This window comes from Gilvimarinus algae (assembly GCF_030518215.1).
Taxonomy (GTDB): domain Bacteria; phylum Pseudomonadota; class Gammaproteobacteria; order Pseudomonadales; family Cellvibrionaceae; genus Gilvimarinus; species Gilvimarinus algae.
The window spans coordinates 40,069-64,397 of the sequence record NZ_JAULRT010000052.1; the positions used below are offsets into that span (position 1 = coordinate 40,069).

Consider the following 24,329-nt stretch of genomic DNA (forward strand, 5'->3'; position numbering starts at 1 on the left):
GGTGGCACGGGTTCAGCGCACTGGAATAGGTTTATTCCAACTCATAATAAAAGGAGAGCTCCATGAATAACAAAACAGGCTTTAGAAGAAAACTCATCGCTTCGGCTGTGGCTTCTTGCGCTCTGACGGGTGGTTACGCCCAGGCGCAGGAGCAGGCCATGCTGGAAGAGGTGGTGGTTCGCGGCGTTCGCGCTGCTCAGGAAACAGCGGTCAATATCAAGCGCGATGCCGATGCCGTGGTCGATGCGATATCGGCGGAGGATATCGGTAAGCTTCCGGATGCCACCATCTCTGACTCCCTGCAGCGCATTCCCGGTATTCAGATTCGCCGCTCCGCTGGTGAAGGGTCATCGGTGAACATTCGCGGCTTGCCCCAGGTCATTACCCAGCTCAACGGCGAACAATATCTGGGCGCCAACTCGGTAGTATCCACTCAGCCGAACTTTGGTGACATTCCTTCACAGCTCTTTAAGGGCGCGGATGTTTACAAATCGGCCATTGCTCGCCTGGGCAACACTGGTATTACCGGGACCATTGACCTGAAAACCTACCGCCCCTTTGACTTTGATGAGGGGCTGACCCTCGCGGGCGGCGTCGAAGCGCAGTATGGCACCGAAACCGAAAAAACCGACCCTTTTATCAACGGTCTGATCAACTGGCAGAATGAAGACGTGGGTTTTATGCTGGCCGCCAGCTACGCCAATGTGAATCTGTCCAACTCGTACAATGGTATTAACACTGGGTCTCCCGGCGACGCGGGTTGGACCAGTCGCTTTGCCGATACGGCGGTAGGGCAGGAGGATTTGGGGCGTCGCTATGTTGGCTCCCAGGGTTTCTCCGCCTGGAATCAGGTAACTGAGCGTGAGAGGTTGGGGGTTAATTCGTCCTTCCAGGCTGACCTCGGCGAGGGTTTTATTTTTACCGCCGACTGGTTTTACACCGATCAGGACGAGTACAACCGCAAAGTGGGAATGAGCGCGACCAACAAGTGGCAGGGTGATAACTGGTTTGTGCCCACCCAGGAGCGAGCGACAGGCACCACTATCGACGGCGGCGAATTCTACTCTTGGCAATCGGCAGAGCTTTCGCCGAAAAGGCTTAAGTCTTTTACCCAAAACGATGTGTTTGAGTCCTCATCCAACAACCTGAATCTGCAGCTCGATTACGACAACGGCGGCGCCTTTACCGGTAGCTTCCGCGCCGTAATGGGCGAGGCAGAGCGCAAGAAGCGTCACGGCTACAACGAGGGGGATCTGACCAATGGCACGACCACTGGCATTAACCCTTACACCTGGTCCATTAACGATGATCCAACCTCCGAAGGTTATGTAGCGCTGGATGATCGACGCCCACCGGGCTTTTTCCCGGCCAGCTACTGTGAGGCGGGTGATCTGGTGCTGGGTGATCAGGGCGGTTGCTTTAAAACCATCAATCCGCTGGGCTACAGTGAAAACCCGCAGATCACCTACGACACGACCACCGAGCACCCCACCTGGAGTGGCTTTGACCGGCCGCTGGCCGGTGGACTTGGCAGTGGCGCCACCATCGCCGACTACATGGCCAACCTCGATAGCTACAACGTCGGTGCCTTCTCCTCGGAGAACAATGAAAACTCCGAGGGCAGCCTGCAAGCCTTTAGCCTGAAAGGTAACTACCGTTTCGATGAGGGCTTTATCACCAGCGTGGACGTGGGCATTCGCTCCAGTCAGCGCACGGCGGAGTTCGAGCGCTATAACTTATTCTCGCCCTTCTATGAAAATGGCTGCGAGGCTCAGTGGAAGGCCACCGATGTTCAGCTGCACGCCGGCCCCTGCCAAGAAGGTGAAATGGTTACGGGCACACTCAACGGCTACGAGATTGAGGACAGCTTTGTCGGTTACACCGTTTTGCCGTACGTAGGGCTTAACGAGTACAACAACGCTATCTGGGTAACGGATTTTGGCCCTGTGAACGGCATTCCCGGCATGTGGGCGGTGGATCCGGCCGATTACGACGACCCCGAGGCCTTCCACAATCGTGTGTTTGGCTCGACCAGCAAGCACGTGATTCCCGGTAGCACCTTTGATGTGGATATGGACGAGCTGTCTTACTTTGCTCAGGCGAATTTCGAGGCCGGAGGCTTCCAAGGTAACTTGGGTGTGCGCGTGGTGGAAACCGAGCTGGTGGTCAAGCAAAACATCGCCGGCCCACAGAAAGATTACGGTAATACCAACGTGGACACCGGTGATCTGGTGACCCGCCGTGACTATACCGATGTGCTGCCGACGCTCAACCTTGGCTACTGGTTCAATGACTCGCTGGTACTGCGTTTTGCCTACGGTGAGAACATGGTGCCGCTGGATCTGAATCAGTACGGTGACGGCTTGACCCTGAACACCACCATCGACACCGAGGCCGGCAGCCCGACCCAGGGGCAGTTTATCGTCAGCGGCGGGTCTCTGGCGGGTAACCCCGGGCTGGACCCCTGGCGCTCCACCAACTACGACCTCTCGGTAGAGTGGTACACGGGCGCCGCCAGTGTCTTGAGCGCCGCGATATTCAAGGTGGAGATAGACAGCTTCACTGAATCCACCACGGTGCAAATGCCGCAGCCCGACGCAGACGGAGTCATCCGCCGCGAGGTGCCGATCACGACGTTGGTGCAGGGTGAGGGCGGTACTCTGGAAGGGGCAGAGCTGGCCGCGAAAATCGCTTTTGGCGACTTTATGGATGGCTTTATCGGTAACTTCGGTATCGACACTAACTACACCTACTCGCCCAGCGAGGGGTCGGGTGACGATATCTTCGGTGAGAAGAACCTCTTCCCCGATAACTCCGAGCACCAGTTCAACCTGACCACCTGGTACCAGGGCGATAAGTTCCAGGCTCGGATTGCCTACAACTACCGCAGTGAGCGCCTGGCGGCGCTCGGTGGCGGGGCCTGGGGTGCTCTAAACCTCTATCAGGAGGCGGCTGCCTACGTAGACGTGTCTGCCAGTTACGACATTACCGAGGCCATCACGCTCTACGCCTCCGGCTCCAATGTTACCGGCGAGTACGAAAACTACTACCTGGGCTTTGAAGATCAGTACGCCTTCCAGAACTACTACGAACCGCGCTACACCATGGGGGTACGCGCCCGCTTCTGATTCGCTTGTGTCGACTTTGACAACGCCCTCTACGGAGGGCGTTTTTTTGACTTCACCCCTTGGAATTTACCCGACTTACCCCTGAAAGGGCACCATGCTGCTATAATTGACAGCGCTAGCAGTGCCCCGCTTGCGCCCAGTGTTTTGCCCGGATCAATGGCCGAGAGCGGCACGCCCAAACACTGTTTGGATAAAAATAACCCAGTTTGGGGCAGCGATGATCAATTGTAAGAGTCCACTTTGTGCTATTTCAGGATGTGGGTCGCCTCGATGATATCAGTGAGCGTAAGCTCCGCCCGTGCGCGTGACCTTCCACGTACCAATAACGAGAGCTATAAGGAGCCGATATGGCGATAAAGTCACTCCAGCGCCTGACCATGACAGGCGCGATACTGGCGGCATTGACCGCGTGCCAGTCTTCAGAAAAGGCAGAAGACGCCTCCCAGGCCGAAGCCGCCTCCACGCCCCAGCCGAGTCAGGCCAGCGCCGTCGAGTGGCCGCGCATTGAGAGCGAGGTGGCAAAAGACCCCGCCGTAGAGGAGCGGGTAGAGCAGCTGCTGGCAAAAATGACCCTGGAAGAAAAAGTCGGCCAGATGATTCAGCCGGAAATTCGCCATCTGACGCCTGAAGACGTCACAAAATACCATATAGGCTCGGTCCTGAACGGCGGTGGCTCCTTCCCGAATGCTGATAAATACGCCAAGGTTGAAGACTGGCTTGCCCTGGCCGACGCTTATTACGAGGCCTCTGTGGATACCTCCGGTGGCCGCGCGGCCATTCCCATTATGTGGGGTACCGATGCCGTACACGGGGTGGGTAACGTGATTGGCGCCACCCTGTTTCCGCACAATATTGGTCTGGGCGCCACCCACAACCCCGAGCTTCTCAAGCAGATTGGCTGGGCCACGGCTCGTGAGCTTTCGGTGACCGGTATTGACTGGGACTTTTCGCCCACCGTGGCCGTCGCGCGCAATGAGCGCTGGGGCAGAACCTACGAGTCTTGGGCCGAGGGGCCGGAAATCGTCGGTGATTACGCCGGGGAAATGGTGCGCGGCCTGCAGGGCGAGCCCGGCAGTGACGAGTTTATGGGCGAGGGCCGTATTATCGCCACCGCCAAGCACTTTATCGGTGACGGCGGTACCAAAGACGGTATTGACCGCGGTGACACCACCGGTGATGAAGTTCACCTTCGCGATGTTCACGGCGCCGGCTACTTCACCGCTATTGAGGCGGGGGTGCAGGCGGTCATGGCTTCCTTTACCCGCTGGGATGGCATTCGCATGCACGGGCACAAGTATCTGCTGACCGATGTGTTGAAAGAGCAGATGGGCTTTGATGGCCTGGTCGTGGGAGACTGGAGTGGCCACAGCTTTGTGAAAGGCTGCACAGCTACCAATTGCCCCGCCTCGGTCAACGCTGGCCTGGATATTTTTATGGCGCCGGATCCCGACTGGAAAGAGCTCTTTGCCAATACGGTGCAAAACGTCAAAGATGGCGAGATCGCCATGAGCCGCATCGACGATGCCGTGCGCCGCATTTTGCGAGTTAAAGTGCGTGCGGGGCTGTTTGAAGCTGGCAAGCCATCGTCCCGTCCGCTCGCCGGTAAGGCGGAGCTTCTGGGCGCGCCAGAGCACCGAGAGATCGCCCGTCAGGCCGTGCGCGAGTCTCTGGTGATGCTGAAAAACACCGATGGTCTCTTGCCTTTATCGCGCGACATGAAGGTACTGGTTACCGGTGATGGCGCCGACAATATCGGTAAGCAAGCCGGCGGCTGGTCAATCTCCTGGCAGGGCACTGGCAACAAGAACTCGGATTTCCCGGGCGCCCAGTCTGTTTATGACGGCATCAAAGAAGCGGTTGAAGCCGGCGGTGGCAACACCGAGCTGAGCGAAGACGGCAGCTTTGCCAGCAAGCCGGATGTGGCCATTGTGGTCTTTGGTGAAGACCCCTACGCTGAAATGCAGGGCGATGTGCCGCACCTGGCCTACGGCCGCGGCGATACCAGCGACCTGGAAATGCTCAAATCCCTGCAGGAGCAGGACATTCCGGTCGTATCTTTGTTTATTACCGGCCGGCCGTTGTGGGTTAATCGTGAGCTGAACGCTTCCGACGCCTTTGTCGTGATCTGGCAGCCCGGCACCGAAGGTGGCGGTGTCGCCGATGTAATCTTCCGCAACAACGCCGGTGAAATCAACCACGACATGAGTGGCCAGCTTTCCTTCTCTTGGCCCAAGCGCCCGGATCAGGTGCCCCTGAATGTGGGTGATGAGGATTACGATCCGCTGTTTGCCTACGGCTTTGGTTTGACCTACGCCGATACCGACACCCTGGGTGACAACCTCTCTGAGGAAGGCTTGAAGAAAACCGAAACCAGCGATGTACTGACACTGTTTAACCGCCGACCTATCGATCCCTGGGGGATTGAAGTGGTGGGCGCCGAAAACGATCGCGTGGTCATGGACAGCAAGTCAGTCTCTACTTCTACCGTGACGGTGACCGCGGTGGATCGCAACGAGCAGGAAGACGCTCGCCAGGCGGTCTGGAATGGTAAGGGTCCGGGTCATGTGGCCTTGTTTGTCGATGAGCGTCAGGACTGGTCAGAATACCTCGCCGACCAGGCAGCCCTGATTTTTGACATCAAGGTGGACAAGGCGCCTACAGCAACAACGTATTTGCGTCTGGGCTGCGGCTCTTACTGCGCCTCCGATATTGAGATGACCGAGGGTATGCGTGAGCACCTCGATGGTACTGGCTGGCAGACGGTCTCCATCGACCTTAATTGCTTCCCCACTGCGGGCGCCAACTTTGGTTTGTCGCAACCGCAGGAAGAGTTTATTACCCAGGTGATTCGCCCCTTCACGATTTACACAGAGGGTGAACTGGATATGAGCTTTGCCAATGTCCGGCTGGAAAAACACAAAGCCGCCAGTGCTTTGGTGAACTGCCAGAATCAGTAAAGGTTATTGCGCTTTTTCTCCCTCATGGCCGCCTTCGGGCGGCCTTTTTTGTGCCTGGTGTTTGCAAGAGGTCAGTTTGTCGCGCCTTGCGGGCAGAGGCAGATTTGTTTGGCGTTATCGGCCGCTGCTACTCGTAGTTCCGAGCAGCGACAGACCCACTAGAAATTGTTAAAGGAAATGCGCGGCGCTCTTACCCAGCAGTGAACGAGGGTGCTCGACCTCCTCAGTCGGTCTCACCTCTGGAAATCGCAAAGTTATTCAGCAGTAGGTGGGAATCGTGAGCGGGGGCCCATTCTTGGGTATTGCCACCGTGAAAAGTGGAGACAAGAATTCCGCCAATTTTGCCTGCGGGTGTGTCCGCGAGTCGGTAGGTGATGTCTGACAGTGTCAGCACTTTTTCGCCATCAAACCAGACGTGCAGTTCGCCGTTTTCACGGCCGATATCGTTGACCACCACCCGTTGTTTCAGGCAATGCCATTGGCCTGGGACAAAGGATTTGCCCAGTGGCAAATCCTGCCCCCAGGTCTTATTCCCATAGCGGCCGTTGGGGGAGGGGGGTAGGTAGGCATAGATCACGGCCTTGCCCTGCTCGCGCCACATATAGCGCAACGTCCAGCCATTGCTGCCGTCGGGCTGCTGCCCGCCCGAGCGGCTCCAGGAATCCTCGCCGCCCATCAAGCCCGGCAATTTCCCCCCTTTGACAAAGTCGAAGCCCTCTTTGAATTTCAGGCAGTACTCCAGCGTCAGACCGGTGTAGAGTGTTCCCGCGCCCTGAAGGCGGGAGAAAACGATAGGAAACTGCACACCGCCTTCACGGGGGCCAACGGCGCCAGCGGGGTAGTCGATGTGCAGGGAGGTATCTGCGCCCGGGGCGTCAGCGGTGGTGACGGTTTTAACGGTTTCGCTCCTCGTTTCCCAAGGAGGATTGAACGTTTCGAGCCACTGGTGATCGCTAAAACCGAATTGTCTGATGACCTGACTGTCGTGAGCTTGGCTCCAGCAGGGGGCGCTGGCGGCAAACAGTAAAACCATAATGCATTTACGCATATTTGGCTCCAGAGTGGGGAAGATTAGCGCCAGTTGTCCCAGGCTTCCATGACTTTGGCGGAATAGCGGTAGCTGCCGTAACTGCCGTTGTAGCGTGCGAGGGCCTCCGCCAGGTGACCATCGGCCACATCGATGTAGTGTTTGAGGATAATGCAGCCGTAGCGCAAGTTGGTATCGATGTCAGTGAGGTTGTCCTCCGAGCGGCCGATTTCGCTTTTCCAAAAAGGCATAACTTGCATAACGCCTTGGGCGCCGACAGAGGAAATGGCAAAGCGATCAAAGTGGCTTTCCACTTCAATCACTGCCAATACCAGCTCAGGCTTGAGGCCGGCGGCCGTGGCTTCTCTGTGCACCGAGCGCAAGAATGACAAACGCTGATCCGGCGCTTTGATATAGCGCTTTAGCCGCCCGTCCATCAGCATAAGCCAGGCTTCGGCATCGAAGCGGTCGGTAAAGCTGTCGGCCTGCTCGACGTGGCTTTTCAGCAGGGTGCGAAGCTCGCTGTCCACCGGTTGCGGTAGCGGGCTAAGCATATTGGCGGACTCGGCGCCGGCGCCTGCACTGCACAGCAGCACCAGCGCCAAGATCGAGCTGGAGAGCCGATCAAAGGCCAAGCTTTTCTTGCAGTAACCGGCGAATATCGGAAACGGAAATATCCTGTTTTTCACTGTCGCGTCTGCCTTTGTACTCAACCGTGCCGGCGGCGAGCCCGCGCTCACCGATAACGATCCTATGGGGAATGCCCATCAAGTCGGTGTTGGCCAGCAGAACCCCGAGGCGGGCATTTTTCTCATCCATAAACAACACATCAATACCGGCCTGTGAGAACTCCTGGTGGAGCTCCTCGCACAGCTGGGCAACCTCTTCCGACTTGTGCATATTGATGGGCACAATCGCCAGTTGGAAGGGGGCAATGCTGTCGGGCCAGACAATACCATTCTCATCATAGTTTTGTTCAATGGCGGCCGCCACGACCCGGGTGACGCCGATACCGTAGCAACCCATGATCACAGTTTGCTCTTTGCCGTTCTCGTCCAGCACCTTGGCGCCCATCGCCTCGGAGTATTTGGTGCCGAGCTGGAAGATGTGACCCACTTCTATGCCGCGCTTGATTTCAAGTGTGCCCTGGCCGCAGGGGCTAGGATCCCCGGCGACGATATTGCGTATGTCGGCTGCTTCAGGCAGGGGTTGATCGCGCTCCCAGTTGGCGCCAGTCAGATGGTAGCCGTCTTTATTGGCACCGCAAACAAAGTCAGCCAGCGCCAGGGCGCTGTGATCGGCTATAGTGCGAATTGACAAACCAATGGGGCCGATCGAGCCGGGTCCGACGCCCAGCTCTTTGACAATTCGCTCTTCCGGCGCGAAGCTCAGCGGTGATGCCACGCCCGCCAGTTTTTCGGCCTTGATGTCGTTGAGCTCATGGTCACCGCGCAGCACCAGAGCAATCAAAGGCTGTGCGCCATTGTCGTTCGCCTCGCCGAGCACGATCAGTGTTTTTACTGTCGCGCTCGCTTCCACCTTGAGAAACTCAGCCACGTCGGCAATTGAGTGCTTGCCGGGTGTGGCTACTTCGCTCAGCGCTTGCTGGGCAGCGGGGCGCGCGGCCGTGGGCGGCAAAGCTTCGGCTTTTTCAATATTGGCCGCGTAATCGGAGCTGTCGCTAAAGGCGATGGCATCCTCACCACTGGCGGCCAGAACGTGGAACTCGTGAGAGAAAGCGCCGCCGATAGAGCCCGTATCGGCCAGCACTGGCCGGTAAGCGAGGCCGATGCGATCAAAAATACGGCAATAGGTGCCGTGCATCACATCGTAGGTCTCCTGCAGGCACTGCTGCGAAGTGTGAAACGAGTAGGCGTCTTTCATGACAAACTCGCGCGAGCGCATCACGCCGAAGCGCGGGCGAATCTCGTCGCGGAATTTGGTTTGTATCTGATAGAAGTTGGCCGGCAGTTGCTTGTAACTGTTGAGCTCGTTGCGCACCAGATCGGTAATCACTTCCTCGTGGGTCGGCCCAAGGCAGAAGTCGCGTTGATGCCGGTCATTGATGCGCAGAAGCTCGGGGCCATACTGCTCCCAGCGGCCGGAGTCCTGCCACAATTCGGCGGGCTGGACCACTGGCATCAGTACCTCTTGGGCGCCGGATTTGTCCATTTCCTCGCGGACAATGCGCTCGACCTTGCGCAGCACCTTTAGTCCCAGTGGGAGCCAGGTGTAGAGCCCGGAGGCCAGTTTGCGGATCATACCGGCGCGCAGCATCAACTGATGGCTGATGACTTCGGCATCGGCGGGGGTCTCTTTCAGGGTGGCTATTAAAAATCGGCTGGAGCGCATATGCTGTTTCTTAGTTACTATAATGAATGAGGATGACTATACCAGTCTGGACTGGCTATTCTACGCAGCTTGAGGGCCCGGGTACAGATCTGGCATATCGTTCAATAACTCCGCACCAGTGTCGCCGTGCGGGGTCACGCAAGGCCTAAAGGAGGCAGTTATGTTTTCACTGGATCAACGGCTGCGCGAAGACAGTTACGTGATAGGACGCTTTCCCCTGTCACTGTTGCTGCTCTCGCGGGACGCCAATTACCCGTGGTGTATCTTGGTGCCTGAGCGGGAGAACACCTATGAACTCTATCATTTGTCGGAGGAGGACCAGCAGCAGTTGATAGGCGAATCCAGCCGTCTGGCCGAGGTCATGGACAGTGTGTTTGATGCGGACAAGATGAACATTGCGACTCTGGGTAATGTAGTGCCGCAACTGCACTTGCACCATATCGCGCGCTATAAGGATGACCCGGCCTGGCCTGCGCCGATTTGGGGGGCGGTGCCCGCACGTGCCTACGAACCAGAACCGCTAAAAAGCCGGGTCGAAAAGCTGATGAACGCCCTGGCAGGGGAGGACTTTACCCCCTTGAACGATGCCAGCGAGCTTGTATCCTCAGCCGCTCCCAGGCCTAAAATTGACTGCTAGGCCGAATTGGTCTTGCCGAGCAGCTGAGTCTGACCAGGCATGAAAAAGCCCCGCGATGCGGGGCTTTTTCGTTTGCAAACTCTGTCAGGGCGAGTGTTACTGCGCCATTTCTTTGAGTTTTTTCAGTGGGCGGATTTTTACATTGATACTGGCAGGCTTGGCCTTGAACACAGTCTCTTCACCGGTGAACGGGTTGATGCCTTTGCGGGCTTTGGTCGCGGGCTTTTTGACTGTCTGAATTTTCATCAGGCCCGGCAACACGAACTCGCCACAGGCGCGTTTTTTGATGTGTGCTTCGATCACATCCGTCAGTTCGTCCAGTACGGCTTGTACCTGCTTTTTGCTCAGCTCGGTGCTCTCGGCGATCTGGTTCAGAATTTGGGTTTTGTTGTAGCGCTCACGAACAGCGGTCACTTTTTTAGCCGGTGCTGCTTTGGCAGCGGGGGTTTTGGCTGCGGCTTTTTTGGCGGGTGCTTTTTTTGCTGCTGCTTTTTTGGCGGCCATATCGCTTTCCTTTAAGTGGGTGGTTGAAAAGGTGAGGATTGACAGGTGCTCTTGCCCGCTTGTCTATCACCTATCCGCACGAGTCCAGTTACATGGCTTGACCATGGGCCCTTGGCGAATGGCCCTATATATAAAGGATAAAAATCAACGCAGCAAGGAAAAAGTGCGTCAAACTGCAGAAAAACCCTATTTTTTATCGGCTCAGAGAGAAATGTCCTGATTTAAGCGCATTACCTTGAGGTAGACAGCGGTCGAATGATTTTTAACCGGCAACCGATATGTCTTGCGAGACTCGCTGTCCTCAGAGCTGCCTGCCGACAGCTCCACCCATTGATCCAGGGGTATGCTGAGGTGAGTTTGCAGGCTATGGGCCCCACTGCTGCCTTGCTGATCAATAAACAGCCGCACGTCAACTTGCTGCTCTGAGGCGCCCACCACTTGCGCTACCAACCGTTGTTGCCTGCTCGTGTGCTCGGTCTGTTGAAAGCTGCCCCAGGGGCCAAATTGCCATTGAGTGATGTGCTCGCGCTGGCCAATACGCACCGGCATACCGCTGGAGGCGGTAACCTTAAAAACCTCTGGCGCAGATGACCCGGCCTGATAGCGCTTTATCGTGCCGTCGAACGTATTGGGCGGGTGTGTGTATTGAACCCATAGCTCGAACGATGGTACGGGCTGATCCAGAGTGTGAATTAGCGTTTGAATCTGCTGCAAGCTCTCTTTGGTGGTAAGTAGGATGATTCTGTTGTGATCCGTGCTGAGCGCCGCCGAGTCGGGTAACAGGGGCTTTATGACGCTGGCAATAGCCTCCGGCGAGCGATGCTCGAGGGTAATTATATGGCTTCGAAGAACGTCGCTGTCAGCGAATACCGCTGCTGTAAATAGAAGCAGCCCCAACCCCGTTAGGTTGCAATAGTGCACTAGGCGCTTAGGGCATGCTCTATCGGCTGCGCGCCTATAGATGGAGCGTGCGCAGGCCCGGATCTTCCTGAGCAAATTCCCAGACACGGTTAAACTCTTCGGTAAGTGATCTAACTTCGCTGGCTGCTGCATAGTTGGCAAACCCCTGATATACCCGGTCATCGTTTTTATACACCACGTGGTCGGTGTCGGCGCAGAGAAATGCCATGTGCGTATTGCTGGGTTCTACGGCGATTTTGCGCAGCTGTACCTTGCTCGACAGCCTCTGATGTAAGCGCGCGAGTAAATGCCCCTTTTCGATGAGCTCGTCTGTGTGGCGCACCAATATCCTTAGCTCGCTGCTTTTCGAGCGACGCGCAAACGCCGATAGCGCCTGAGTCAGTTCTTCGCGGTTGTAGAGGTAGGGGTCAAGACAATCGCTGAGCAGGGCAATCTTGCGTTTGGCCGATCTCACCACCGACAGCGTATGTGTGACAAAGTCATCTGGCGAGTCGAGTAAAATGAGTTGGTCGCTGGTTGCAGAAGGTCGGCTCATACTCTGTATCCTAATTCTGGACGTTTTCCCGCAATACCATGGTGCGATGCTCTATGCCTGCATCCATAAACACAGGGCCTGTGGCGGCAAAGCCCAGCTTTTCGTAAAAGGTAATAACTCCCAGCTGGGCGTGTAAAAAAACGAGTTTGTGAACATGCTCTTTCCGCGAGCACCAGTCTAGCATCGTCGTCATCAGTGCGGTTCCCACACCGAGTTTACGCCAGGGCCGCAACACGGCCACTCTGCCAATATGCAGAGCCATCGAGCCCTGCCAGGGTTCCTCGAGGATGCGGGCGCAGCCTACTACCAGCGGCGTTGCTTTGTCGGCGGGCTCAATTAGAAAGTGTCTGGCCGAGGAGTCTAGTCCGTCCCATTCCTCACTGACCTGGACGCCTTGCTCGCGAATAAAGACCGTTTCACGTATAGCGCACAGATCCGCTTTTGCCGATTTCCAATCCTTTGTATAACAGCGAAACTGGCCGTCACTGGTGCGCGTCATGATGCTACCCGGATAGTGTTAGAAAGGTATCACGGGAGCTTAGCGTTTTTGTCTGTCTCTGTCACAGCTTGAGCGCAATCAGCCGGCCATTGGCCGTGCCGAGATAAAGTTGGCCGCCGTGCGCCGCGAGGCTGAGAATACTGTCTAGTTCGCGCAGCAAGGTTTGTACCTGTTGGGTGGCCGCTTGGTGAGCGGGCACAGTGGTATCCAGGGCAGGATACTGTGGTTTGCCCGATGTCGTCGTGTAAGTGTGCAGGTTCCGGCGGCCGGCATCGGTCTGATAGAGTTTAACGGTGCTGCCATCGGCGTTGCTATGGCGAAAGACGCTGCCGGCCAGAGTAGCGAAATACAGGTATTGTCCATCGCTGAGCGGTTGAGCAAAAATCGGATAGTCAGCTTTTATCAGGCGCTCAATATTCCCGCTGTCTGTGTCCTGGCCAATTAAGGCGAGGCCATCGGACAGCCCATAGTAGACGTGATTGCCTTCAACCAGTGCCGCCGACCCTATCCAACTGCTTGCGTGTTTTGTGCTCCAGATCGGCGCGCCTGTCTGGCTGTTTATTTTGAAAAAGTACGTGCCTCGCCCGCCCACATAAACAGCGTTGTCGCGAGCGACAGGGTCCAGGTTGAAACCCCGCCAGCCGGTCCAGTTGGCATATTCGCCCTGCATGGGCGGGTTGGTAAATCGCCAGTTAATCTCTCCGGTTGTCTGATTCAGCCCGTAGAGCGTGTTGTCCCAGCTGCCCACTATCAGTGTTTCACCGGAGACGGCGGCTTTGGTGTGAGTGGCGCCCGTCGTCTGGCGCCAGAGCTCGATTCCCGACTCCAGATTAACCCCATAGGTGCCGTTCAGTGTCGAGTAGAAAACCCGTTGGTCGGACACCGTCGGTGCGGAGCGGTAAAACGCCCATGGGTCGGGAAAGTCGCCCATGCCCCAGCCCCGAGAATCGCCCCAGACAAGATAGGGGCCATCCTCGCTGGCATGGTGCCAAAGGATTTGTCCTTGCAGGTTTAGCGCCCTCAGGCCGTCATCACTGTGGACAAGAAGTTTGTCGCCAGCGCGCACGGCCTGGCTGTGGCCTGTTGCAGGCAGGCTGACACGCCATAGCTCTTGCCCCTTATGGGAAAGCGCAATCAGTTGCCGGTGGTTGACCAGATAAATACCTGTGTCGGTGATAAGTGGTGAGGCTGTCATCGGTGCTTCACCACTTATTTCCCAAAGCACTTTGGCTTGACACTCGGGGGTACTAAACAGCAAAGAAACCAGACAGGACAGTAGAGAAATCAAACAGGACAGTCGCATAACACTGCTCCGCAGTAAGTGAAGGATTGGCGATCAATACTCCGTTGCGAGGTCGTTTATGTCCTGAAACGTTGGATTAATAGTCCTTAAAAGTTATTAACCCTTGATGATTCAGTCGGTTACACGGTTCAGCTTGAGAGACTTAAGCAGGGCCTGAAATTTCGGGTGCGCGTGGAGCGGTTGATAGAGAGGGTCTGCCGCCAGCCACATCAGTTCGGGTTGGCGGGCAACAAGGGCACGATCCAACCAGGCGATGGCGGTGTCATAGTCACCGGTTTTCAGCGCATAGCGGGCATAGGAAAGCGGTGGTGTGTAGTGGCCGACATTCGCTTCTATTTGATTGTTCAGCAGCCATCGGTAAAGTGCGTCCAGCCCGCCGAGGGCAAACTGAGCGCGAGCCAGCTGTCCATGTTCGTGTGTGAGCGCAGAGCTGTCGAGCAGGGCATTGATGTGCGCGAACGCGTCCTTGTCGCGACCGAGATGGTCATATACTTTTACTGCAGAGAGGTGAAAATCGGCGTCCGCTGTGGTGTTAACGGAGGCTATTTTCTCAAGCTCACGCAGGGCGCGGGGAGCCTGATCGGCCATATAGTAAATCCACGCAGTCACTGGCTGTGAGTAGCCTTGCGGAGCGAGTTCAATATAGCGCTCCACAGAGGCGAGGCTGGCGCTGTACTCACCCATAGCCAGCTGGAATTGTGAGAAGAGCAAATGGGTTTCTGGATCCGTTGCATTCAACTCAATGGCGTGCTCAAAAGAGGCTTGCGCGCTCTGGTATTCCCAGTATTCAATAAAGTACAGCCAGCCCAATTGCCGATGTACTGGCGCGAAATCGGCGCGCAACTGCCGGGCTTTTTCCAGCAGGGCCCTGGCGCTATCGGTAAGCGTTTCGTCATCTGGTGTCTGTCTGGCCTGGGCTAGTTGCACGCGCGCAAGGCCCCATAGTGCTTCGGCGTACTCCGGCTGGAGGTCGAGTGCCCGGCGAAAGCGCTCCTCCGCCCGAGCGAGGTCAGAGCTCTCGCCCCTCGCCAGTAAATAGTGGGCCTGGCGATAGTAGTCCACCGCTGCGGGTGATGGCGCCATAGCCTCGGGAGGCTTTGGTTTGAGTGCCAGTAACAGAGCCGCGCCCAGCAGGCAGGCTATTAGCATTGCCGCGAGCGCACCGGCTCGCCAGTGGCGTCTTGCGGGCTTTGCCGAGCGCGCGGGCGACTGGATCAGGCAGTAGCCTTTGCCGGGCAGAGTCTTGATGTAGCGTGGTGATCTAGCGTTATCATCTAGCGCCTTGCGCAGGTGGCTGATGGCGACGGTGAGAACCTCCTCAGTGACAACTTTGTTGGCCCAGAGCTTGTCGAGCAGTTCGGCTTTGCTGATGGACTGTCCCGGCCGCTGTGCGAGATACACCAGCAGCTGCATGGGTGTGTGTTGTAACTGACGGGTGGTGTTCGCATTTGTCAGGGTGTTTCGGGTTGGACAGACCAGCCACTGACCCAGCGTAAAGTCTTCGGCATTGGGCATTGACGGATCCGGCATTGGTGGTGGTTGCTGACGCATCGTCCGAGTTGTCCGCCTGCTATTGATCGTCAAGCAGTAAGTCGTCTGCCTCTACCAGCGCCTGTTCACTCAACAGTTGGTACAGTAACTCAGTGTCTGCGGTATCGTTCGCGGTATCGAGCAGCGTCTGCCATGGCCATAGATTGTGCTGGCAGAGGCAAATGGCTAGCGCCTCGGAGCAGTCGTGGCCCTGGCCGTCGACATAGAGCCGGGTTCGTGTGGCGCCGCGGCGATAGCTAAAGCGCGAGGCCCTATTGGCCTCGATAAGGGGGTTCGTCTCTTGCAGTCTATGCTGCTGTAGTGCATCGAGCGTGTCGTTGGGTTGTTCCGTGCCAGAGTATTTGGGGCTTGTCATATAGCAGCCAAACCACTCGCCGATGGATTCGTCGTCCAGCTGGTGCAGAATAATGTTTTTCAAATTGGCAATGGTGCTGTCGGGAATTTGCCCGGCCGGCAGGGAAGGGTCGAGCAGTGTGTCCCGGTAGCGATGGTCGTTGGTTAGCCTGGAGGCGAGGTCCTGGCTAAGGTCCGACAGAATATCGGCGTGGCTCGGCGCGCGAAAGCCGATGGAGTATGTGATGCACTCGTCGTCCATAGCGCTACCCCAGTGGGCGACGCCCGGCGGGATATAAAGTATGTCGCCAGGCTTTGCAAGGTAGCTTTGCTTTTCTTCAAACTGGCTCAGGATCTTCAGGGCTGTCCCGTCGAGGGTGGGGCTCGTACTGTCGCAGTGCTGGCCAATCTGCCAGCGGCGGCACCCCGCGCCCTGCACAAGGAATACGTCGTAATAATCAAAGTGCGGTCCCACGCTGCCACCGGCAGGTGCGTAGCTCGCCATTACATCATCCAGCCGCCAGCTGGGAATAAAGCGAAAGCGTTGCAGCAACTGATGAATTTCCGGTACCCAGTGATCGACGGCCTGCACCAGCAGCGTCCAGTCGCGCTCGGGCAGACGCGAAAACCGCTGTTCGGTAAAAGGGCCGTGTTCGAGCTGCCAGGGGGCACTGGGTGAGTGCACTACCAGCCGCGATTCAATGTCTTCTTCCAGGGCGAGCCCGGCGAGGTCTTCAGGTGCGAGGGGCGAGACGAAACCCGGCAGCGCGGCCGGGAAAAAGCCCGACTTGCGCTGCCAGTAATCGCGCAGAAATGTCTCAACAGGCAGGTCGCCGAGGCGGGCTAGTATCGTCTCGCTCATCAATATCAGCGAATCGCCCGCGCCTGAGACTCCGCATTGCCCACATAGGAGCCCGGGGTCAGTTCACGAATGGTTTGCTTGGCGTGCTCGGGAATGTCGAGCGTTTCGACAAACTCCGCCAGAACGTCACGGGTGATGGCTTGGCCGCGGGTGAGCGCCTTGAGTTTTTCATAGGGCTCTGCCACAGCGTAGCGGCGCATAATCGTCTGAATGGGTTCGGCCAACACCTCCCAGGCGTTGTCGAGATCCTGCGCCAGACGCTCGCGGTTGATTTCCAACTTGCCGATACCCTTCAAAGTGGAGGCGTAGGCGATCAGACTGTAGCCAAAGCCTACGCCCATGTTCCGCAGCACGGTGGAGTCAGTCAGGTCACGTTGCCAGCGGGAGATCGGAAGCTTCTGTGCGAGGTGAGTAAACACGGCGTTGGCGATGCCCAGGTTGCCCTCGGAGTTTTCAAAGTCAATGGGATTGACCTTGTGTGGCATGGTGGAGGAACCCACCTCACCGGCGATGGTTTTTTGTTTGAAATAACCGAGGGAGATGTAGCCCCAGATGTCCCGATCAAAGTCGATTAAGATGGTGTTGAAGCGGGCAATGGCATCGAACAGCTCGGCAATATAGTCGTGCGGCTCGATTTGTGTGGTATAGGGGTTCCAGGTCAGCCCCACGCTGGTGACAAAGGCTTCGGCATTAGCTTGCCAATCAATATCTGGGTAGGCCGACAGGTGGGCGTTGTAGTTACCCACGGCACCGTTGATTTTGCCCAGCAGCTCAACACTCTCTATCTGCAAGATTTGGCGCCGCAGGCGAGCGACCACATTGGCCATCTCCTTGCCGACGGTGGTGGGGCTGGCGGTTTGGCCGTGCGTGCGCGAGAGCATGGGAGCATCAGCATGGTCATGGGCCAGGCGGGCGATGGCCTCGGCAATCTGGCGGGACTCTTCCAGCAAGACTGCACGGCCGCGCTTGAGCATGAGGGCGTGGGACAGGTTGTTGATGTCTTCACTGGTGCAGGCAAAGTGCACAAATTCAAGCACCGCTTCCAGCTCGCTGTTGCCGGCAAACTGCTTTTTCAAAAAATATTCCACGGCTTTGACGTCGTGGTTGGTGGTGCGCTCGATGTCTTTAATAGCCTGGGCGTCAGCTTCGCTAAAGCGCTCGATAATCTGGTCCAACTGCCGATGCGTTGCCTCGCTGAACGCGGGAACTTCTGCCACTCCCGTCATCTGACTAAGCTGCTGTAGCCAGCGCACCTCCACTTCCACGCGGCAGTGGATGAGGCCAAATTCGCTAAAAATAGGGCGCAGGGCGGTGGTTTTGCTGCCGTATCGTCCGTCGACGGGGGATACGGCGCTAAGAGCAGATAATTCCATGGGCGGTCTCGTGGTTTACAGGTTGTGAAATCGGGCCGCGGGGGCCGCTGGACAGGGGCGCTATGATACCCCAAAAATGCACCCTTTTCAGGCTTTTACCCGCTCTTGGCGCTATGTTCGCGCGCCGTGGTTCACAGGGGGATCTGGCGCAAAAGACGCTCGGTTTCAGCAAGCAGTTTTTTCCGGTGCAGCAAAATCTGCAGGCGGGAACCGCCCACCTGGCGCCAGAGTGTGGCTGAGCGTATCGCACCCAGCAGCAGTGCCCGCACTTGGTTGGCCACACGCTGTTGTTGCAGGTAGGCGGGGTCGCCGGCCACCTGGATACGGAAGCGAAACTGGCTGAGGGTGGCGCTGTAGATATCGGCGAGGTTGGCAATGACGTTCTCGTGGGTGGCGCCGAAATGCTCCGCCTGGTGGCTCGCCTGTTTCAGCCGGCTGGCGATCACCCCGAGCATGTCGCGGCGTTTGGCGAGCCGCCCCTGCAGGTGCAGAATCCCCGCGGCGTAGCGAACGGTATTGTTCTGTAGCTGTCGACTGGACATCAGCAGGTCCCGCAGGGTTTCGAGACCGAGACGCAGCGAGGCTAGCTCGCCATAGACACTCAGAGTGTCCGGCGGGTCCATCGCAAACAGACTGTTGATGCTGCAGCGGTAGGCGTCGCTCGGGATAAATCCGGTGCGGGCCAGCTGGTCCACCAGGGCGGAGGCCTGAAGAATACCAGCCGCTGCGAGGGTGACGTCTTGCCAGTTTTTTGCTCGAGCCAAAAGAGTGTGTCCAGTGTTGGTTAGCGGTTTTCGCTGGTTTCGATGACGCCGCCACCCAGGCAGGTCTCACCCTGGTAGAAAACGACGGACTGTCCGGGCGTCACGGCTCTTTGAGGTTGATCGAACAACACATGAAGCCGGTCATCCACCTGTGTCACCAAGCAGGCTTGATCACTCTGTCGGTAGCGGGTCTTGGCGGTGCAGCGCAGTGGATTGTCCGGCATGGCACCGTTGATCCAGTGCGCTTGGCCCGCCTGCAAAAAGTTGGTGTACAGTAGAGGATTTTCTGTGCCCTGGGCAACGCGCAGGACGTTGCGCTCGAGATCCTTCCCCACGACAAACCAGGGCTCGTCGCCAGCGCCCTGAACACCGCCAATACCCAGCCCCTGCCGCTGGCCAATGGTGTGATACATCAGGCCGCTGTGGGTGCCTATGACCCGGCCCGATTCGTCCTCAATGGCGCCGGGTTGGGCCGGTAGATATTGCTGCAAAAAGTCTTTAAAACGGCGCTCGCCGATAAAGCAGATGCCGGTGCTGTCTTTCTTGCTGTGGGTGGCCAGTCCGTGCTGCTCGGCGATACGGCGAACTTCGGGTTTTTCCATGTCGCCGATAGGAAAGAGCGTTTGGTGGAACTCGGACTCGGATACCGCGTGGAGGAAGTAACTTTGATCTTTGTTGTTGTCCTTGCCCCGCAGTAAATAAGTGTGGTCATCGCGATCGGCGCGGCGCACGTAGTGGCCTGTCGCGATCAGGTCGGCGCCGAGCACCTGAGCATACTCGAGAAAGACCTTGAACTTGATCTCGCGGTTACAGAGTATATCCGGATTGGGGGTGCGGCCGGCTTTATACTCGGCGAGAAAATGCTCAAACACATTGTCCCAGTACTCGGCAGCGAAATTGGCGGTATGCAGGGTAATGCCGAGCTTGTCACAGACTTTCTGCGCATCGGCCAGGTCTTCTTTTGCCGTGCAGTATTCGGTGCCGTCGTCCTCTTCCCAGTTCTTCATAAACAGGCCGGCCACGCGATAACCCTGCTGTTGCAGCAGCAGTGCGGAGACAGATGAGTCGACGCCGCCAGACATGCCGACGATTACGGTTTGTGGGTGTGCCATAGGGTTACAACGGTTGTGATTGCGGAGGTTGCAGGGGCGGCATTTTACCCCCGGCGCCCGGCGACCTCCAGAGGAAAGCGCCGGCCGGCAAGATAATCATCGACGATTTGCAGCACCATGGGGCTGCGAAGTAGCTCTCGGCGAGAGGCTATTTCGTCCCTATCAAGCCATATGGGGCCAATAATGCCCTGATCAAGGGGAAGCTCCGGTAGATGTGTCACAGCGTTGGCAATAAACGTGGTCCGTACATAGGTGATACCGTTTGCCGGCGCCGTGTAAAGATCAATGCCGACCACACCGGTCAGCTCAATCCGCCAGCCCGTTTCCTCAAGGGTTTCGCGTTTCGCCGCCTCTTCCAGGGTTTCATTCGCTTCCAGGTGGCCTGCGGGTTGGTTCAGCTGCTCGCAGCCGTCGATCATCTCGCGCACCAGCAAAAAGCGTCCGTCTTTTTCAACAAGACAGGCGACGGTGACGTGGGGGTTGAAGCTCAAAAGCGTGTTCTCCGCCGGGAGCGGCCGGCCGGTTTTGCCGGCGCCGGTAAATGGATCGTCTCTTCGCGCCACTGGCCCGGCGCGAGATCGCCCAGGTGCCAATCGCCGATGCTGACTCTTACCAGGCGTAACGTGGGGTGCCCGACAGCGGCGGTCATACGCCTGACCTGCCGGTTACGGCCTTCGGTCAAGGTGATAGCAAGCCAACGGGTTGGCAGGTGTTTGCGCTCGCGCACTGGGCTCGAACGGTTCCAAAGCTCGGGCTCGGCAAGAGCGTCTACCTTTGCTGGCCGAGTGGGGCCGTCGTTGAGCAAAACCCCCTCTCGCAGGCTTGCCAGCGCGCTGGTGGAGGGCTCGCCTTCGACTTGCACCCAATAGGTTTTGGGTAGTTTATTGCGCGGATGTGTAATACGCTGCTGTAAGGCGCCATCGTCAGTGAGTAGCAATAAGCCCTCGGAGTCCATGTCCAGGCGACCGGCAGCGTAAACGCCGTTTTGCGGCAGGTGATCGGCAAGGGTTGGCCGGCCCTCGGTGTCAGTAAACTGGCACAGCACACCGAAAGGCTTGTTGAAAAGTACCAGATTGGCCATACATTGATTAAGAGCGTGCAAAACAGGGCAGCCAGTGTAGCGCACCGGCCGGTATTTGCGAACCTTTCAAGGCAGGGAGTGCTACTGAGTGGTTTTGAGAGGCTCCGGCAGGGCTATATTGACGGCATGGAAGCCCTTGTCGCCCTTGGAGACTTCAAAGGTGACTGTCTGGCCCGCTTTGAGGGTTTTGTAGCCGTCCATGTCAATGGCGGAGTAGTGGGCAAAAAGGTCTTCAGTGCCTTCGTCCGGGAGGATGAAACCATAGCCTTTGGCATTGTTGAACCATTTGACGGTACCTGTAGGCATATTGTCATTCCTTCTTTTTATTACAGGCGCGGCAACGGTCAGGTTACGCGCAGTCGTTATTATTAGAGTCCGGTGCTGGCCTTCTGGAAGGCGCTGCCGGTAAGTCGAGCACCTCGAGGGTGCTGGCACGCTGGTCATGGCGAAATTTTGACCAGCAAGGATCTTTTTATCTGACCACCGGTGCCTTGTCAAGTTTCCGCCGCGGCCTCTGGCATGCGCGGGGGAGGGTGGTGTCCTGCCGGGTCGGGCTTATGAGGTACAATGGCCCGAGTAACGGCGACTATTTAAAGTGTCAGAATCTTGTTATGAGTATGGGAAAGTTTGAAAACTATCGACTAACATTACAGCAAGCCCGTTGTCATAAGTCAGACGATGAGGACGGCGGGTTTGATGAGGGTGTAGCGGTTCAGGAAGCGCCGCCACAGCTTAAGCGACCGTCCAGATATAAAGTGGTTATGTACAACGATGACTACACGCCCATGGAGTTTGTGGTGCATATACTGGAAGCGTTTTTTGGCATGAATCGTGAACAGGCAACTCATGTGATGCTGACTGTTCACACCCAGGGTAAGGCCGTCTGCGGCATTTACACCCGGGATGTCGCCGAAACCAAGGCGGCTCAGGTCAACCAGTTTGCGAAGGATAATGAGCATCCACTGTTGTGCGAAATCGAAGCGGTGGAAGGGGACGAGGACAGCGATTGAGTGGTAACACCGTCAGTGTATTGGCTGGTGAGTTTGGCTCCCTAGAGAGGTACCGTTGATGTTAAGTAAAGATCTTGAAGTCACCCTGAATATGGCATTCAAGGGCGCTCGCAGCAAACGGCATGAGTTCATGACCGTCGAGCACCTGCTATTGGCGCTGATTGACAATGAATCGGCGGCCATGGTGCTGCGTGCTTGCGGTGCGGATCTGGTGGTTTTGCGGCGCGAGTTGATCGAGTTTGTCGACTCGACCACGCCGCTTCTGCCGGAAAACGATGAGGAGCGTGAAACCCAACCGACACTCGGTTTTCAGCGGGTGCTGCAGCGTGCTGTGTTTCATGTGCAGTCATCCGGCAAACAAGAAGTGACCGGCGCCAATGTCTTGGTGGCGATTTTTAGCGAGCAGGAAAGCCAGGCGGTTTACTACCTGAAGCAGCAGAGTATCGCGCGTATCGATGTGGTGAATTACATCACCCACGGTATTCAGAAAGTGGCTGGTCATGAGCACGGCTCATCTGAAGACTCGGCGCAGGATCAGCACGATGAGGAGTCTCTGGGCGTCGAGCAAACCTCACAGAGTCCGCTGGAAAACTACGCGACAAACTTGAATGAGCTGGCCGCCGCAGGCCGTATCGACCCCTTGATCGGCCGGGATTTTGAGCTGGAGCGTGTTTCGCAAATTCTGTCGCGCCGGCGCAAGAACAACCCTCTACTCGTGGGTGAGTCCGGTGTGGGCAAAACCGCTATTGCCGAGGGGTTGGCGAAGCGTATTGTCGATGGTGATGTGCCGGAGGCTCTCGCTTCCAGCGTGGTTTATTCGCTGGATATGGGCGCGCTCCTGGCGGGCACCAAATACCGCGGTGATTTTGAAAAACGGTTTAAAGGTCTGTTGCACGAGTTGAAAAAGCAGCAGCACTCGATTTTGTTTATCGATGAAATCCACACCATTATTGGTGCCGGGGCCGCCTCCGGCGGGGTCATGGATGCCTCTAATCTGCTCAAACCGCTGTTGAGCTCCGGGCAGCTGCGCTGCATGGGGTCGACGACCTACCAGGAGTATCGCGGTATTTTTGAAAAAGATCGCGCGCTCTCGCGTCGCTTCCAGAAGGTGGACGTGGTGGAGCCGAGTGTCGATGAAACCTATCAGATCCTCAGGGGGCTGAAAAAGCACTTTGAAGATCACCATGGCTTGCGCTATACCGACCCGGCCCTCAAGGCGGCGGCAGAATTGTCAGAGCGCTATATTAATGACCGCTTTTTGCCGGACAAAGCCATTGACGTTATCGACGAGGCCGGTGCTTACCAGCAGCTGCAGCCGCCGAGCAAACGCAAGAAAACCGTGGGCGTCGGTGATGTTGAAGCTGTGGTTGCCAAGATTGCGAGAATTCCACCGAAAAGTGTGTCCTCCAACGATCTTGAACAGCTGCGCAAGCTCGATGACAACCTGAAAATGACCGTCTTCGGTCAGGATGAGGCGATCGATACCCTGTCAACCGCGATCAAACTGGCTCGGGCTGGCCTGCGTTCGGGCGATAAGCCGATTGGTTCATTCCTGTTTGCCGGGCCCACAGGCGTAGGTAAAACTGAGGTCAGCCGCCAGCTGGCCAAGTGCCTGGGTGTTGAGTTGATTCGCTTTGACATGTCGGAGTACATGGAGCGGCATACGGTATCGCGTTTGATCGGCGCACCACCCGGTTACGTTGGCTTCGATCAGGGTGGGTTGCTTACCGATGCGGTGACCAAAAGCCCGCACAGTGTAGTGCTGCTCGACGAAATAGAGAAAGCGCATCCGGATGTCTTTAACCTGTTGTTGCAGGTCATGGACCACGGCACTTTGACTGACAATAATGGCCGCAAAGCCGATTTTCGTAATGTGATTTTGATTATGACCACCAATGCCGGGGCGGAGGAGGTGAGCCGGGCTTCAATTGGTTTCACCAAACAAGACCACTCCACCGACGGCATGGAAGCGATCAAGAAAATGTTCACACCGGAGTTCCGCAACCGCCTGGACGCCACCGTGCAATTCGGTTCGCTGCCCTTGTCGGTGGTTGAGACCGTCGTGGACAAGTTCCTGACCGAACTGCAGACGCAGCTTGACGAGAAAAAAGTGACGCTGGAAGTGACTGAAGCGGCGCGCAAATGGTTGGCGCTGCACGGTTATGACGAGAAAATGGGCGCTCGCCCCATGGCCCGTCTGATCCAGGAAAAAGTGAAAAAACCACTGGCCGAGGCCGTGCTGTTTGGTGAGCTATCGAGCGGCGGCGTGGTCGCCGTGGATGTGGCTGACGACGAGGACGCCCTGGCGCTTGAGTTTGAAAGCAAGGAAATGGCGCACGCCTAAAGCTGAGCTGCTGTTTGATGTATCAAATCCCGGCCA

The 24,329-nt window shown here is 57.0% G+C and carries 21 protein-coding genes; 5 read left to right on the forward strand and 16 right to left on the reverse strand.

Annotated features, from left to right (window positions below):
• Nucleotides 1-62 precede the first annotated feature (62 nt).
• Together QWI16_RS07620 and QWI16_RS07625 are read left to right on the forward strand one after the other, a co-directional pair.
• On the forward strand, nt 63-3,128 hold the full coding sequence (locus QWI16_RS07620; protein ID WP_302712200.1) for a TonB-dependent receptor: 3,066 nt from the start codon (nt 63-65) through the stop codon (nt 3,126-3,128).
• 347 nt (nt 3,129-3,475) lie between these two features.
• The gene (locus tag QWI16_RS07625) at nt 3,476-6,085 is read left to right on the forward strand and encodes a glycoside hydrolase family 3 protein (protein ID WP_302712201.1); all 2,610 of its coding nucleotides are present in this window, start codon (nt 3,476-3,478) and stop codon (nt 6,083-6,085) included.
• 223 nt (nt 6,086-6,308) lie between these two features.
• Here the strand turns inward: QWI16_RS07625 and QWI16_RS07630 are convergent, their stop codons facing one another.
• From QWI16_RS07630 to QWI16_RS07640, 3 genes are all read right to left on the reverse strand, one after another.
• On the reverse strand, nt 6,309-7,133 hold the full coding sequence (locus QWI16_RS07630) for a polysaccharide lyase (RefSeq protein ID WP_302712202.1): 825 nt from the start codon (nt 7,131-7,133) through the stop codon (nt 6,309-6,311).
• A 23-nt stretch (nt 7,134-7,156) separates the two neighbouring features.
• Nucleotides 7,157-7,666 (reverse strand): lytic transglycosylase domain-containing protein, encoded by a 510-nt coding sequence (locus QWI16_RS07635; protein WP_302713153.1) that lies wholly within the window; start codon nt 7,664-7,666, stop codon nt 7,157-7,159.
• A 70-nt stretch (nt 7,667-7,736) separates the two neighbouring features.
• Nucleotides 7,737-9,464 carry a proline--tRNA ligase gene (locus QWI16_RS07640; RefSeq protein WP_302712203.1) on the reverse strand — a complete coding sequence of 576 codons (1,728 nt, stop codon included), beginning with the start codon at nt 9,462-9,464 and terminating at the stop codon, nt 7,737-7,739.
• Nucleotides 9,465-9,624: 160 nt separating this feature from the next.
• Between QWI16_RS07640 and QWI16_RS07645 the strand changes: the two genes are divergently transcribed.
• Nucleotides 9,625-10,101, forward strand: a complete 477-nt coding sequence (locus tag QWI16_RS07645) for an HIT domain-containing protein (RefSeq protein WP_302712204.1) — start codon at nt 9,625-9,627, stop codon at nt 10,099-10,101.
• A gap of 96 nt (nt 10,102-10,197) precedes the next feature.
• Here QWI16_RS07645 and QWI16_RS07650 read toward each other — a convergent pair whose 3' ends face one another.
• From QWI16_RS07650 to cspD, 13 genes are all read right to left on the reverse strand, one after another.
• Nucleotides 10,198-10,605 (reverse strand): HU family DNA-binding protein, encoded by a 408-nt coding sequence (locus tag QWI16_RS07650; RefSeq protein ID WP_302712205.1) that lies wholly within the window; start codon nt 10,603-10,605, stop codon nt 10,198-10,200.
• 201 nt (nt 10,606-10,806) lie between these two features.
• Nucleotides 10,807-11,502, reverse strand: a complete 696-nt coding sequence (locus QWI16_RS07655) for a hypothetical protein (protein ID WP_302712206.1) — start codon at nt 11,500-11,502, stop codon at nt 10,807-10,809.
• Nucleotides 11,503-11,560: 58 nt separating this feature from the next.
• On the reverse strand, nt 11,561-12,061 hold the full coding sequence (locus QWI16_RS07660; protein ID WP_302712207.1) for a DUF7931 domain-containing protein: 501 nt from the start codon (nt 12,059-12,061) through the stop codon (nt 11,561-11,563).
• 10 nt (nt 12,062-12,071) lie between these two features.
• Nucleotides 12,072-12,560, reverse strand: a complete 489-nt coding sequence (locus tag QWI16_RS07665; RefSeq protein WP_302712208.1) for a GNAT family N-acetyltransferase — start codon at nt 12,558-12,560, stop codon at nt 12,072-12,074.
• Nucleotides 12,561-12,621: 61 nt separating this feature from the next.
• Nucleotides 12,622-13,863: an outer membrane protein assembly factor BamB family protein gene (locus QWI16_RS07670; RefSeq protein ID WP_302712209.1), complete on the reverse strand. Its 1,242-nt coding sequence runs from the start codon at nt 13,861-13,863 to the stop codon at nt 12,622-12,624.
• 111 nt (nt 13,864-13,974) lie between these two features.
• On the reverse strand, nt 13,975-15,378 hold the full coding sequence (locus QWI16_RS07675; protein WP_302712211.1) for a winged helix-turn-helix domain-containing protein: 1,404 nt from the start codon (nt 15,376-15,378) through the stop codon (nt 13,975-13,977).
• A 55-nt stretch (nt 15,379-15,433) separates the two neighbouring features.
• Complete coding sequence (locus QWI16_RS07680) at nt 15,434-16,609, reverse strand: JmjC domain-containing protein (protein WP_302712212.1); 1,176 nt, start codon at nt 16,607-16,609, stop codon at nt 15,434-15,436.
• Nucleotides 16,610-16,614: 5 nt separating this feature from the next.
• Nucleotides 16,615-17,982, reverse strand: a complete 1,368-nt coding sequence (gene purB / locus QWI16_RS07685; RefSeq protein WP_302712213.1) for an adenylosuccinate lyase — start codon at nt 17,980-17,982, stop codon at nt 16,615-16,617.
• Between the two features lie 131 nt (nt 17,983-18,113).
• Nucleotides 18,114-18,746: a high frequency lysogenization protein HflD gene (gene hflD / locus QWI16_RS07690; protein WP_302712214.1), complete on the reverse strand. Its 633-nt coding sequence runs from the start codon at nt 18,744-18,746 to the stop codon at nt 18,114-18,116.
• A 20-nt stretch (nt 18,747-18,766) separates the two neighbouring features.
• Nucleotides 18,767-19,858 (reverse strand): tRNA 2-thiouridine(34) synthase MnmA, encoded by a 1,092-nt coding sequence (gene mnmA / locus QWI16_RS07695; RefSeq protein WP_302712215.1) that lies wholly within the window; start codon nt 19,856-19,858, stop codon nt 18,767-18,769.
• 44 nt (nt 19,859-19,902) lie between these two features.
• Nucleotides 19,903-20,349: an NUDIX hydrolase gene (locus QWI16_RS07700; RefSeq protein WP_302712216.1), complete on the reverse strand. Its 447-nt coding sequence runs from the start codon at nt 20,347-20,349 to the stop codon at nt 19,903-19,905.
• A complete protein-coding gene (locus QWI16_RS07705) occupies nt 20,346-20,939 on the reverse strand; it encodes a pseudouridine synthase (protein WP_302712218.1) in 594 nt (197 codons plus the stop codon). Before QWI16_RS07705 ends, QWI16_RS07700 begins: the two co-directional genes overlap by 4 nt.
• Before the next feature lie 81 nt (nt 20,940-21,020).
• On the reverse strand, nt 21,021-21,245 hold the full coding sequence (gene cspD / locus QWI16_RS07710) for a cold shock domain-containing protein CspD (RefSeq protein ID WP_302712219.1): 225 nt from the start codon (nt 21,243-21,245) through the stop codon (nt 21,021-21,023).
• Nucleotides 21,246-21,556: 311 nt separating this feature from the next.
• Here cspD and clpS point away from each other — a divergent pair, with 311 nt between their 5' ends.
• The gene (gene clpS / locus QWI16_RS07715; RefSeq protein ID WP_302713155.1) at nt 21,557-21,949 is read left to right on the forward strand and encodes an ATP-dependent Clp protease adapter ClpS; all 393 of its coding nucleotides are present in this window, start codon (nt 21,557-21,559) and stop codon (nt 21,947-21,949) included.
• A 58-nt stretch (nt 21,950-22,007) separates the two neighbouring features.
• Nucleotides 22,008-24,293, forward strand: coding sequence for an ATP-dependent Clp protease ATP-binding subunit ClpA (clpA, locus tag QWI16_RS07720; RefSeq protein ID WP_302712220.1), 2,286 nt, complete (start codon nt 22,008-22,010; stop codon nt 24,291-24,293).
• Nucleotides 24,294-24,329 lie beyond the last annotated feature (36 nt).